11 protein-coding genes and 1 tRNA gene are annotated in these 12,054 nt (G+C 67.2%); 8 read left to right on the top strand and 4 right to left on the bottom strand.

The genetic code is table 11. From position 1 onward, the window contains the following. Positions 1-162: 162 nt before the first annotated feature. Both DIZ26_RS20730 and DIZ26_RS20725 read right to left on the bottom strand, forming a co-directional pair. Entirely contained in the window at positions 163-693 is a 531-nt protein-coding gene (locus DIZ26_RS20730; protein ID WP_112243925.1) for an NUDIX hydrolase, read from the bottom strand. Then, positions 690-2,030, bottom strand: a complete 1,341-nt coding sequence (locus tag DIZ26_RS20725; protein WP_112243923.1) for a zinc-dependent metalloprotease — start codon at positions 2,028-2,030, stop codon at positions 690-692. The genes DIZ26_RS20730 and DIZ26_RS20725 overlap by 4 nt, the downstream gene beginning before the upstream one ends. Before the next feature lie 204 nt (positions 2,031-2,234). Between DIZ26_RS20725 and DIZ26_RS20720 the strand changes: the two genes are divergently transcribed. From DIZ26_RS20720 to DIZ26_RS20695, 6 genes are all read left to right on the top strand, one after another. Next, positions 2,235-2,660 (top strand): molybdenum cofactor biosynthesis protein MoaE, encoded by a 426-nt coding sequence (locus tag DIZ26_RS20720; RefSeq protein ID WP_112243921.1) that lies wholly within the window; start codon positions 2,235-2,237, stop codon positions 2,658-2,660. 30 nt (positions 2,661-2,690) lie between these two features. After that, positions 2,691-2,930 carry a hypothetical protein gene (locus DIZ26_RS20715; RefSeq protein WP_112243919.1) on the top strand — a complete coding sequence of 80 codons (240 nt, stop codon included), beginning with the start codon at positions 2,691-2,693 and terminating at the stop codon, positions 2,928-2,930. Beyond that, positions 2,927-3,964, top strand: a complete 1,038-nt coding sequence (locus tag DIZ26_RS20710) for a YlbL family protein (RefSeq protein ID WP_112243917.1) — start codon at positions 2,927-2,929, stop codon at positions 3,962-3,964. The genes DIZ26_RS20715 and DIZ26_RS20710 overlap by 4 nt, the downstream gene beginning before the upstream one ends. After that, entirely contained in the window at positions 3,952-4,587 is a 636-nt protein-coding gene (locus DIZ26_RS20705) for a PPA1309 family protein (protein ID WP_198676223.1), read from the top strand. The genes DIZ26_RS20710 and DIZ26_RS20705 overlap by 13 nt, the downstream gene beginning before the upstream one ends. Beyond that, complete coding sequence (locus DIZ26_RS20700) at positions 4,584-7,565, top strand: UPF0182 family membrane protein (protein ID WP_112243915.1); 2,982 nt, start codon at positions 4,584-4,586, stop codon at positions 7,563-7,565. Before DIZ26_RS20705 ends, DIZ26_RS20700 begins: the two co-directional genes overlap by 4 nt. A gap of 166 nt (positions 7,566-7,731) precedes the next feature. Continuing rightward, a complete protein-coding gene (locus DIZ26_RS20695; RefSeq protein WP_198676194.1) occupies positions 7,732-8,334 on the top strand; it encodes a hypothetical protein in 603 nt (200 codons plus the stop codon). 52 nt (positions 8,335-8,386) lie between these two features. Here DIZ26_RS20695 and DIZ26_RS20690 read toward each other — a convergent pair whose 3' ends face one another. Then, complete coding sequence (locus DIZ26_RS20690; protein WP_112243913.1) at positions 8,387-9,448, bottom strand: hypothetical protein; 1,062 nt, start codon at positions 9,446-9,448, stop codon at positions 8,387-8,389. Positions 9,449-9,549: 101 nt separating this feature from the next. Beyond that, positions 9,550-10,515, bottom strand: a complete 966-nt coding sequence (locus tag DIZ26_RS20685) for a GNAT family N-acetyltransferase (RefSeq protein WP_232828487.1) — start codon at positions 10,513-10,515, stop codon at positions 9,550-9,552. 115 nt (positions 10,516-10,630) lie between these two features. Between DIZ26_RS20685 and DIZ26_RS20680 the strand changes: the two genes are divergently transcribed. Continuing rightward, a tRNA-Met gene (locus DIZ26_RS20680) sits at positions 10,631-10,707 on the top strand. A 625-nt stretch (positions 10,708-11,332) separates the two neighbouring features. Next, the gene (locus DIZ26_RS20675) at positions 11,333-12,040 is read left to right on the top strand and encodes a paraquat-inducible protein A (protein WP_112243911.1); all 708 of its coding nucleotides are present in this window, start codon (positions 11,333-11,335) and stop codon (positions 12,038-12,040) included. The last annotated feature ends 14 nt before the right edge of the window (positions 12,041-12,054 follow it).

The raw sequence follows: 12,054 nt of genomic DNA, 5'->3' as shown, positions 1-12,054 counted from the left end.
GTCGTGACTGGAGCTGTCGGTGCCGTTCAGGGGCGGTGAGATCGGCAGTTCCGGAGACGGGGAACGACGACGACCCGGGGGACCACAACGACCGGGACGGTAGGGCGGGGAAGCACTTGTAGTCGTGTGCGGACCGGACCACAGGGACCGGTCCGTACACCCCTAAAGGGCGCTCTTCACCAGATCTCTGACCGTTTGGTCGACACCGTCCGGCAGCGCGTCGACGCCGAACCAGGACAGATCGTGCGACTCGTCGCTGACCACGTACTCCGTCCCCGCGGTCGTTTTCACCAGGTACTGAACATCCAGGTGATACGCGCCCCGGCACCCACCGGCGGTCAGCTCATGGCGAGACAGCAGCAGCGGTTGCCGGCCGATCACGAGACCGGTCAAACCCGACTCCTCGGTCGCCTCGCGCAAGGCGGCACCGGCCAGCGACGTGTCGCCCGGTTCGCAGTGGCCGCCGAGCTGCAGCCAGCGACCGACCGTCTTGTGCAGGGTGAGCAGGACCCTGGACCCGGACTGATCCAGGACCAGGGCACTTGCGGTCAGATGCTCGGGGCGGCAGCTTCGCCATATTCCGTCCGCGTGCTGCGCGAGGTGCTTGAGATAGTGCTCGCGCAGCTCAGCCTGCTCGGCGTTGGGCGCGGTCCACGCGGTCAGCGTGGCCGTGGCGTCGTCATGCAGCGTCACTTGCCGGCGTTGCCCTCTTCGTTGCCTTCGTCATCTTTCGGCGTCTCGCCGGCCGTCTCGTCGGCCGCGTCTTCGGCTGCCTCTTCAGGAGGCAGGAAGTCCGTGATGTCGATGTCGGCCAGCTCGCCGGCGTGCTGGGCGAAGCCGATCGGGTCGTCCAGATCGGTGGCGCTCGGCAACAAATCGGGGTGGGACCACAGCTCGTCCCGCCCGTCGACCCCACGAGCATCGCGTACCGCGGCCCACAGGTTCGCCGCGTCGCGCAGGCGCCGGGGCCGGAGCTGCAGACCGACCAGGGTGGCGAATGTCTGCTCGGCAGGGCCGCCCGCCGCGCGACGCCGGCGTACGGTCTCGGCGAGCTGCACCGCGGCGGGCATCCGCTCCCTGGTGGCTTCGCGGACCACGTCGTCGACCCAGCCCTCGACCAGCGCGAGCGCGGTCTCCAGCCGAACCAGCGCGGCCTTCTGCTGCTCGGAGTCCTCGGGCTCGAACAGCCCGCCCGCCAGCGCCTCCTGCAACGCCTCCGGGTTCTGCATGTCGACGTCGGCCATGGCCGCCTCGATCTTGCCGGAGTCGACCTCGATCCCCGCCGCGTAGTCGGCCACCGCCGCGAACAGGTGCTGCCGCAGCCAGGGCACCCCGGCGAACAGCCGCTGGTGCGCGCACTCGCGCAGCGCGAGATAGAGCCGGACGTCCTCGTCGGTGAGCTCGAGGCCCTCCGCGAACTTCGCCACGTTGTCCGGCAGCAGCACCGCCTGACCGGCCGGTCCGAGCGGCAGGCCGATGTCGGACGAGCTGACGACCTCGCCGGCCAGCTCGCCCAGACCCTGGCCGACCTGCGCGCCGAAGATAGAGCCACCGAGCTGGCGGAGCATGCCCGCCATCGGGCCGGCCAGCGCCTGAGCCTCGGCCGGCAGCGCGCCGCCCATCGCACCGGCGACGTGCTCGGCCACCGGGTCGACGACGGTCTGCCACACCGGCAGCGTGTTCTCGACCCACTCGGCACGGCTCCAGGCAGCGGAGGTCGTGGTCGCCTCGGGCAGCGTGGTGACCGGGTCGAGCCAGTGCTCGGCCAGCCGGACCGCGTCGGCGACCCGGTCGCTGTCGGTCGGCGTCACGGAGCGGTCCCCGGCGGCGGAGACGGTCTTGCGCGCGATGTCCTTGGCCAGATCCCAGTTCACCGGCTTGCCGTCGGTCGATCCGCTGAGCAGCTGCTGGACCTGAGCGAAGATCGCGTTCAGGTCGGGGGCGCCGCCCGCGCCGGCCGCACCGGAGAACTGCTGGAACATGGCCTCGAACGGAGTTCCCTTGAACGGGTTGTCCGGCTCGTCGCTCATCGGAGGGCCTTCCTGTGCAGTGGGGCGTACAAGTCCAACGTACTGGTTACCGCGTACCGTTCCTCCCTAGGCGAACGTATTCGCGGGCTGTGACTTCGCCCGCAGCAGAAGTTCGGTACTCCGGGCTGCCACGCCCGTACTGCGGGTGGCCGGCGGCCCACGTCGTACGCCGGCAGGTTGCCGGGCTGAGGGTAAGGAAGAGGTATGACCGAGGCGATCAGGTTGCTCGACATCCGCGGATCGGCGCTGTCCAGTGACGAGGTACTGGCCGCGATCGCCGACCCGGCGGCCGGCGGCACCGCGCTGTTCATCGGCACCGTCCGCAACCACGACCACGACCGTCCGGTCGACGAGCTGACCTACGAGGCGCACCCCGAAGCGCTCAAGCACCTGCGCGACGTAGCCGAGCGGATCTGTGCCGACCCGGCGGTGATCGCGCTCGCCGCCGTCCACCGGACCGGTCCGCTCGAGATCGGCGACGCCGCGGTGATCGTCGGTGTCGCCGCCGCGCACCGCGAGCTGGCCTTCGCCGCCTGCCGCCGGCTGATCGACGACCTCAAGGCCGAGGTTCCGATTTGGAAACACCAGCACTTCACCGATGGTGCGAGCGAGTGGGTCGGTACTTGCTGACCCGTACGCTGGGCGCATGAAGGTGGCCCGATGAAGGTCCTGGCGTGGCTGGCGTTCCCGCTGGTGACCACCGTACTGGCGATGTGCTGGGCGGTTTGGCGTGGGCGCAGTCGCGGCCCGCGCCGCTCCGGCGGTGCCTTCGCGTCGGTGGAGGACTTCCGCCGCTTCAACGAGGCGGTGGCGGCCCCCGGACCGCTCGCCACTCCGGTACCGCGAGCAGGGCTGCGGGGCCTCATCCACAAGTTCAAGATCGCAGGGCAGGGTTCGTGACACGTCGTACCGCCACGCTGGTCACCTCGATCGTCGTGCTCATCCTTTCACTCGGACTGGTGACCGTCTTCCCGGTGCCGTTCGTCTCCTTCAGCCCGGGGCCGGTGAAGAACACGCTCGGGCAGTCGAAGAGCAAGCCGGTGATCGAGATCACCGGTCACGAGACGTACCCGACCACCGGCGAGCTGGACCTCACCACAGTGTCGGTGACCTCGCCCGACCGTGACCTCACGTTGCCGCAGGCGATGCGCAACTGGCTCGACCCGCACCACGACCTGTTCCCGCGCGACATCATCTATCCGCCGGCGCAGAGCGCGGACGAGGTCGAGCAGCAGAACACCGCGGAGATGACGGGCTCGCAGGACAGCGCCGTCGCTGCCGCGCTGCAAGAGGTGCCGGTGCCGTTCCACCCGAAGGTCTCGACGGTGTCCAAGGGCAGCCCGGCCGACGGCAAGCTCAAGCCCGGCGACGTGGTGCTGAAGGTCGACGGCGTCGCGGTCAGCCAGGTCCCGCAGGTCGGTGAGCTGGTCCGGAAGAACAAGGTCGGCGAGGACGTCTCCTTCTTGATCCGTCGCGGTGGCGCGGAGCAGACCGTGGTGGTCAAGGCCGCCGCGACCCCGGGCGACGCCGGCCGGCCGATGGTCGGGATCACGATCGGTGTCGACTCCGCGGTGAAGGTCAGCGTCAACCTCGGCCAGGACATCGGCGGCCCGAGCGCCGGTACTGCGTTCGCGCTGGCCATCTACGACAAGCTGACCCCGGGTGCGCTGCTGAACGGCAAGCACATCGCGGGGACCGGAACCATCGACGCGCTCGGCCAGGTCGGCGCGATCGGCGGCATCCAGCAGAAGATCGCCGGCGCCAAGGCAGCCGGCGCCACCGTCTTCCTGGTCCCGGAACCGAACTGCGCGGCCGCTCTGCACGCGGGCGTCAAAGACATCCGGCTGGTGAAGATCACCACCCTGCACGAGGCAATCGGCGCTTTGAAGGCACTGGCCAGTGGAACTGGAGACGTCCCGGCATGCACTCCGTAGGACCTGACGAAGAACCCCGCGACTCGGCAGCAGGCGCCTTGAGTCAGGCGGTGATCGAGATCGAGAAGCACGTCAGCAGTGCGGGCTGGGACCAGCCGGCGCAGTTGTTCGCGCTGGTCCCGACCGAAGACCTGCTCCGCGCCGAACCGCAACTCGCGGCCCAGCTCGGCGCGGACGACGCCGCCCAGCCGCTCACCCCGGTCGCCCAGGGCGAACTGCCCGGTGGCATGGACGACGAGAACCTGGCCGACGCGCTGGCGCAGATCGAGTGGCCGGACGGCGTCAGTGGCTGTGCCCTGGTCGTCGAGCGGATCGTCCTCCCCGCCGCGGCCGAATCCGGCCTGGCGGACGCCGAGTCCGACGCGGAACTGGCCCGCCTCGCAGGCAGCGATCCACGTCGTCACGAAGTACGGATGGTCGCCGCAGTACTGCGCGAGGGCGACCGGTTCGGGGCTGTTCGGCTGCGCACCCATGACGAAGACAGCGCGGTACTCACCGGTGTCGACTTGGTCCCCACGCTTTGCGAAGTACTGTCATTGACATTCGAGCCTTCGACGGGCACTGGTCCCGCTCGTGGCGCTGGGGTCGACGGCAGCAGTGACGACGAGGAGAACCGATCATGAGCGACGGCGTCTACGACATGCCGGAGGAGCCGCGCCGGTCCCGGCGAACGCCGGGCCAGCGGCCCCGGGCCTTGCTGCCCACGATCGCCACCCTGATCGTGCTGCTCATCCTGTTCAGCGTCTTCACCGACGTCTGGACCCAACGCCTCTGGTACCGGTCGGTCGACCTCGGTTCGGTCTTCAGCACCGTGCTGGGCACCCGGGTGCTGTTGTTCGTGGTGGTCGGCCTGCTGATGGCGGTCGCCGTTGTCGCGAACGTCGTCGTCGCCTTCCGGACCCGCCCGCGAGTCGCGCTCGCCCCCTCGCCGAGCCCCGGCTTCGAGCGGTACGGCGAACTGCTCCAGCAGCGCGGCAAGATCGCCGTCGGAGTGCTGGCGACCCTCATGCTCGTCTTCGGCGGCTCGGCCGCGTCGGGGGAGTGGAAGGTCTTCCTGGCATGGAAGAACCGGACCTCGTTCGGCGTCACGGACAAGCATTTCAACAAGGACATCTCGTTCTTCGTCTTCGACTACCCGTGGCTGCGCGTCCTGCTCGGCTTCGGCTACTCGATCGTCCTGCTGTCGCTGGTCGCCGCGATCATCACCCACTACCTGTACGGCGGGTTCCGCCCGTCCGCGAAGGGGCAGAAGGCCTCCGGCGCGGCCCAGGTGCAGTTCTCCGTACTGCTCGGTCTTCTCGTGCTGCTGAAGGCTTTCAGCTACTGGCTCGACCGGTTCGGCCAGACCACCGCGGACAGCCGGTTGTTCACCGGCATCTCGTACACGGGCGATCATGCGGTCCTGCCCAGCAAGGAGATCCTCGCGGTCATCGCCGTCCTGTGTGCCGGTCTGTTCTTCGCGAACGTGGTCCGCAAGACCTGGCTGCTGCCCGGCGTCGGCACCGTCGTACTGATCCTGTCGGCCATCCTGCTCGGCGCGTTGTGGCCGGCTTCGCTGCAGCAGCTGCGGGTGCGTCCGAGCGAGCCGGTGAAGGAAGCGCCGTACATCACCAAGAACATCGAAGCGACCCGGCAGGCGTACGGCCTGGAGAACACCAAGGTCATCAACTACGAGGCGAAGACGACTGCCCAGGCGGACCAGTTGGCGGCCGACGCCGAGGTGCTGCCCGGCATCCGCTTGATCGACCCGACGGTGGTCGGCCCGACGTTCGAGCAGTTGCAGCAGGTCCGGGGTTTCTACTCGTTCCCGACCGACCTGGACGTCGACCGCTACAAGATCGGCAACCAGGTCCGCGACACCGTGATCGCGGTCCGTGAGGTGCAGGTCGACCGGTTGCCGGCCGGCCAGCGCAACTGGAACAACGACCACACCGTCTACACCCACGGTTTCGGCGTGGTGGCCGCCAACGGCAACCAGCGCGCCTCCGACGGTACGCCGGTGTGGTCCTCCAAGGACCTGCCGCCGACCGGCCAGCTCGGTGACTACGAACCGCGGATCTACTTCGGCGAGCAGTCCCCGGACTACTCCATCGTCGGCGGCTCGAAGAACGGGCAACCGGTCGAGCTGGACACCCCGGAGGGCAAGAACGGCGGCGATCCGACCCTGAACACGTACGCCGGCAAGGGTGGCGTACCGGTCGGCTCGTTCGGGAACCGGTTGCTCTACGCCACCAAGTTCCGCGACGCGAACATCCTGCTGTCCAGCCGGGTGACGCCGGAGTCGAAGATCCTGTACGACCGGACGCCGCGCGAGCGGGTCGAGAAGGCCGCGCCTTGGCTCACCCCGGACGGCGACCCGTACCCGGCCGTCGTCGACGGACAGGTGGTCTGGATCGTCGACGGCTACACCACCTCGGCGAACTACCCGTACTCCGAGAAGGTCGCGCTGGACGACAGCACCCGCGACACCACCACGGGCCGCGGCACGATCGCGCAGCAGCCAAGCGAGCAGATCAACTACATCCGCAACTCGGTGAAGGCGGTCGTGAACGCCTACGACGGCTCGGTCGAGCTGTACGCGTGGGACGAGAGCGACCCGGTGCTGAAGACCTGGATGAAGGCCTTCCCCGGCACGGTCAAGCCGCGCTCGGAGATCTCGCCCTCGCTGAAGTCGCACCTGCGCTACCCCGAGGACATGTTCAAGGTGCAGCGCGACCTGCTCGCCAAGTACCACGTGACCGACTCGACCACGTGGTACCAGAACAGCGACCTGTGGCGGGTGCCGGTCGACCCGACCCAGGGCGCCGCCTCCGCGGATTCCACGCCGGTCTCCCAGCCGCCGTTCTACCTGTCGTTGCGGATGCCGGGTCAGACGGATCCGAAGTTCTCGCTGACGTCGGTCTACGTACCGAACGCCGAACGGGAGAACCTGACCGCGTTCATGGCCGTCGACTCGGAGGCCTCGTCGCCGGACTACGGGCAGTTCCGGATCCTCCGATTGCCCGGCAACGTGCAGATCCCCGGTCCGGGACAGGTGGCGAACAAGTTCCAGACCGACGACGCGATCAGAGCGGCGCTGTTGCCGATCAACCAGCCGAGCAGTGGCGCAAGGGCGCAGTACGGCAACTTGCTGACGTTGCCACTGGGCGGCGGTCTGCTCTATGTGCAGCCGGTCTATTCGGTCCGGACAAGTGGCGCTGGTAGCTATCCGGTACTGCGGTATGTGCTCGTGAGCTTCGGCGACCGGGTGGCCTTCGGCGCGACTCTGCAGGAGGCGTTGACCAAGGTGTTCAATACCGAGGTCAACACCGGCGAGCCGGATCCGAACGGGACCAAGCCCGACAATCCGCCGGCGAACCCGACGGTCAAGCAGGCGCTTGCCGAGGCGCAGGCGGCCTGGGACAACGCGCAGGCAGCCCTCAAGCGCGGAGACCTGGCCGGCTACCAGAGTCAGGTCAACAAGATGAAGGCGGCGATCGACCGGGCGAACGCCGCGGTGACTCCGACGCCGACGCCGACTCCGACGCCGACTCCGACCGGTACTCCTAGTGGCACGCCGGCCACTCCGCCGACGAGTCCGCCGACGTCGCCGACCGGCTGATTGTTTGCTGCTCACGAGCCCCGCACCGTTGTTCGGTGCGGGGCTCGTGTGCGGTTGTCCACAGCTCCGAAACCGGTCGCCGGAAGCGGCCTGGTTCGCGGCATCTTCTCAGGCAAGAAAGGACGCCTGCAGCAGGGCAGGCGCCGGTTCCGCCGAGGAGGCAGCCATGTCGCACCACTCCACCCCAGCCCGTACTACGAGGTCCCGCGCCTCGCGAGTGACCCGACGTATCGTCGGCAGCGGCCTGATCGGTGCCGCCACTGTCACCGCGGTGGTTGCCTCTCCCGCGTCAGCAGTCGGCATGGATCCGGGGTCCGGCTTCCATCAGGCTCCTCCATCGACTCAGCAGAGGGCGTGCACCTTGGACGGATTCGTCATCGACCGGCTGCCCGGCGGCATCGGTTCGCCGAGCGACTTCGAGTACGAGTGGGAGGACGTCGCCTTCCACAGCAGGGTTTGGGAAACCGGCCCGGACCAGGACGGTGCCACCGTGGTGGACCTGACCGTCAAGACGATCCGGGGCGACAAGCTGACCGACCTCAGCGAGCTCCGCGACTTCCTGACGGAGTACCACGAGCAAGATCCGGACGAGTGGAAGCTGACACCGGTCACCATCGGGGAGTACGACGGGTATCTGGCCACGGACCATGTCTTCTACTTCATCTCACCTGGTCTCGCGGCCGAGGTGTCGATCGATCGCTCGCGCTTCAGTGAGGACGACCTGCTGACGACAGCGGCCGGTTTCCACCCGGAGAGTTCGTCCTCCTGATTTGTGCGGCCTGCCGCTGACCCGGGCATGGGTCAGCGGCAGGCGGGGTCGATCAAAGGATGGAGTTCGCGCTCACGGTGAAGCCGGTGTTGACTGCCGCGCCCGAGTTGGTGAAGCAGTTGACGTCCCGGACGATCAGATCGGGTCCGGTGGTGTTGGTCCAGAAGGTGTTCAATCCGCAGAAGTTCGAGTTCGCGCCGTAGGCCGTCACCTGGACGGTGTTCTGGGTGAAGCCGATCTTCGGGAAGGTGACCATCGACAGTCCGGGGCCGGCCGCGAGGATCGTGTTGGCGCCGAGACCGAGGACGGAGTTCAGGTTCGTGGTGGGCGGTCCGGCCGGAGGCTGGTTCAGGAAGTAGCCGAAGTACTTCGGCGGGATCGCTGCACCGTAGAGGGAGACCTTGTACTGATAGGTCAGCGTGAACCTGGTGTTCAGGAGCGCGCCGGCGGCGTCGAAGCAAAGCACCTTGACGTCCTGACCGCTGGCCGTGGATGCCCAGGTCGACACCTTGCATCGCGCGCCGACCGCGCTGTTGACGGCCGTCGCCTGCAGGCTGCCGTCCAGTTGTCCACCTGTCACCAACCCTGGGAACCGCACCAGCCACTGACCGGTGCCGCCCGGTGTCGAGGAGTTCAGCGCGCCTGTCGAGTTGAACTGGCTGACAAGCGCACCGGACGCGGCCGAGTCGACGTACCCGAAAGGACCTGAGGACGGTCCGGCGGACGCCCGGACGAAGAAGGCACTGAAGCTGGACGGATCCAGCGCCCCACCGACGCGATAGCAGCGGATGTTGACGAACTCGTCCGCGCCGGACTGGAACCAGGTCTCCGCCTGGCACCAATGCGGCGCGGTGTTGACCGCGGTGACATGCACGACGCCGTTGGCTGCGCCCTGACCCGGGAACTTGACCTGATACCGGCCCACGCCGATCGGCACCACCGTCGTACTGGCCGGCCAGGTGCCGAAGGCAACCGGAGCGGCCGCCGTCTGGTTCCACAGCACCCAGGCTTTGCGATCCGGGACAGAGGCATCAGCAGGACCGACGACGGTGAGAAGTGTTGCCAGCATCAGCAGACAGGCCGCGAAGCGGGCAGGCAAAAGCGATCTGGACATCGGATTCCCCCCCATAGGAAGCGATTACTGAGAGGATTTCAGCATGCACTGTCCGCGAGAGCAATAGCTCACCGTGAACGCCCGTATGCGGAGCGTCTGATTCAGTATCCGAGCAGTCGGTGCAGTCGATGGAACGTCTGGACGAAGCCGAGTCGTGGCCAAGCCCTCGAACTCAACAGGTTCGTCACCCGCCAGTCCGTCACGACGCTGTCGTACCCGACCTCAGCTGCCCAGTTCAGCACCGCCTCGCCGAGCGCCCGCCCCGCCCCGTACCCTCTGGCGTCAGGGAAGACGGCCGCGTAGGCGAGAAACCCGGCATTGTCAGGCTGAGCGAGTCCACCGTGCGCACTGGACTTCTCCAGCGAGCAGCCGATCGACGTACCGACTACCCGACCGTTGCGCTCGGCAACAAATGTCATATACGCCGGATCGTCGATCGACTCTTCCCAGTCCGCCAGTGCCTCTTCCAGCGTCGGCACCTCGCCGGCCGAGAACACCGGTGACTGTCCTTGATGCTGCGGCAACACCAGATCAAGCTCAGCCAGCACTGCGACGTCGCCGCGCCCAGCACGCCGTACGGTCAATCCCGGGTGCTCGGCATACGGAGTACTAGGCACCGCCCGTACTGCGTGTGCGTGCTGCGAACCGAATCCGAGCCGGAACCAGGCATCGACCAACTCCGGCTCATCGGGCACCAATGCGTAGTGTGCGATCAGCCCTTGCTCGTACCACCTGGTCGCCGCAGCGCCGTACAGATCCCGCACCTGCTCCGGGTCGCGCACCGCATGGCCCGCGCGCTCCACCCAGACGTTGGGTCCCCACACAGCTCCGGGCTTCGGTGCCCCGAGCAAGTACCCGGTGATCTCGTCGCCTTCGACCAGCACGGCGCCCGAAGCGCCTTCCGTCTGCCACGCGGCATTGACCTCGACCCGAGCGAGCTCAGGATCCTCATACTCGGCCGGCAACAACGGATGCCGGCTCCGATGCCGCGCATGCCGCTCCGCCAGCAACCGCGCAGCCCCCACCAAATCAGCCGCCTCGAACGGCCGCACCACAACTCTCCCCATAGCCGGACGCTACGCTCATCCCCGCCCCCAGCAACACAAATTTTCCCGCCAACCAGACTCACCAGCCCTCGATTTGGATGCACGGCCAGGATCCTCTAAACTAAAGACACAACGGCGCGGGGTGGAGCAGCTCGGTAGCTCGCTGGGCTCATAACCCAGAGGTCGCAGGTTCAAATCCTGCCCCCGCTACCAAAGAAGGCCTGGACCATACGGTCCAGGCCTTCGCCTTGTGTTATGGCGCATCGCCCACGCCCACGCCCACGCCCACGGCCCGCTCGTTCCTGCGTCACTCACTCGCCGTCGGCTCCCACCCGCCCGGGCCGCAGACTCCTCCGTCGCCTGCTCAATAAAGGCGACCAGGTCGCCAGCGCCGCCCAGCTGTACTGCCCGTCGCTCGCACGACCCGGGCGACGCGATCGCGCGCACCTTCTTGCTCAGCCCACCGTTCATGGCCTGGTCGTCGAACTATCTACCGTCGATGAGATCACCACGTTGTCGTGGGCCCTGGCTGCCCTTGGGGGCGCCAACGAACGTCACCGAGAGGTGCGATCACCCTTTCGGGACGACGCGTCTGCCAGGCCCGTCGCCTACGCCTCGATGGCCGAGGCAACGTGGTGGATTGCTGCACTGGACGAACGGTTGTGGAGGCATCACGGCCCCGACTACAAGACTCTCCGTGACGCGCACGGGTTCGGGGGTGCTGTTCGCGGGATCATCTGGGCGCGTGATCGCCACAGCCATCAGTTTGGCCACACCACTGGTCGCGACGATCGCAGCTTCTAGGACCCAGAGCCCGGCGAGGTGCTCCACGTCAGCCGTGGCTTCGTATGGCGGCCAGCTCACGACCTCGCTCCGGCTGCGGCGGGCAAAGATCAGCGTCGAGGCGACTACGAAACTTATGTGGCAGGCAAGAAGAGCCTCGAGCCGCTCGCTCGCGCTGATCAGCGGAGTCGCTGCACTTTTCCTCTCGCTGCTGTCCTGGCTTGGTGCCGCACGGACGGCGGTTCGACGCGGCAGCCAGGTGCTCCAAGGTGCCACCGCGGTTCTCCAGCGCGGACGAGGATGGCACCTCGTCAGCGTTGTCTTCGTCCAGACCGGACTGATCGCAACAACCTACCTAATAGGACAGGTCTTCCTAGCGATGGCGCCGAAGCGCTCCGGCCCGCCCACAGAGCTCGGGCACATGTTTAGGTTGATCTTCAGCTATGACCATTGGAGCCCCGGTTCGCTGTTGGTCGTACAAGTGGCGGTTACCCTTGTAGCCATTCTCGACCTCGTCAGCCTGGTCGCCGATCCAGGAAAGACGCCGCTCGTAATATTGCCCTGGTTGGCAATCGGGCTCGGAGTACTCGTGGCTTTCACGGGATTGCTCGTTCTACTCATGGCGCTCACCCACTACGAATACTGGACACTCGGTATGGCTGAGTCCAACGGGTTCTTCGCATTGCTGATGGGCGTTTGGGCATTCTTCTTCACGTCATCGAGCGGATACGCACGGGACTTGGTGACCACCGCGCGGCAGTGAGTAACACCGTGCGG

This window comes from Kribbella monticola (assembly GCF_003261635.1).
Taxonomy (GTDB): Bacteria; Actinomycetota; Actinomycetes; order Propionibacteriales; family Kribbellaceae; genus Kribbella; species Kribbella monticola.
Note: the sequence above shows the minus strand (reverse complement) of the source record. Positions and strands in the feature narration are given on the sequence as shown.

Coding starts and splice junctions, on each gene's coding strand:
- DIZ26_RS20685 (WP_232828487.1), bottom strand. CDS start 10,515: ATGGGGAGAGTTGTGGTGCGGCCGTTCGAGGCGGCTGATTTGGTGGGG.
- DIZ26_RS20705 (WP_198676223.1), top strand. CDS start 3,952: ATGCACTCCGTAGGACCTGACGAAGAACCCCGCGACTCGGCAGCAGGC.
- DIZ26_RS20695 (WP_198676194.1), top strand. CDS start 7,732: ATGTCGCACCACTCCACCCCAGCCCGTACTACGAGGTCCCGCGCCTCG.
- DIZ26_RS20720 (WP_112243921.1), top strand. CDS start 2,235: ATGACCGAGGCGATCAGGTTGCTCGACATCCGCGGATCGGCGCTGTCC.
- DIZ26_RS20700 (WP_112243915.1), top strand. CDS start 4,584: ATGAGCGACGGCGTCTACGACATGCCGGAGGAGCCGCGCCGGTCCCGG.
- DIZ26_RS20690 (WP_112243913.1), bottom strand. CDS start 9,448: ATGTCCAGATCGCTTTTGCCTGCCCGCTTCGCGGCCTGTCTGCTGATG.
- DIZ26_RS20715 (WP_112243919.1), top strand. CDS start 2,691: ATGAAGGTCCTGGCGTGGCTGGCGTTCCCGCTGGTGACCACCGTACTG.
- DIZ26_RS20725 (WP_112243923.1), bottom strand. CDS start 2,030: ATGAGCGACGAGCCGGACAACCCGTTCAAGGGAACTCCGTTCGAGGCC.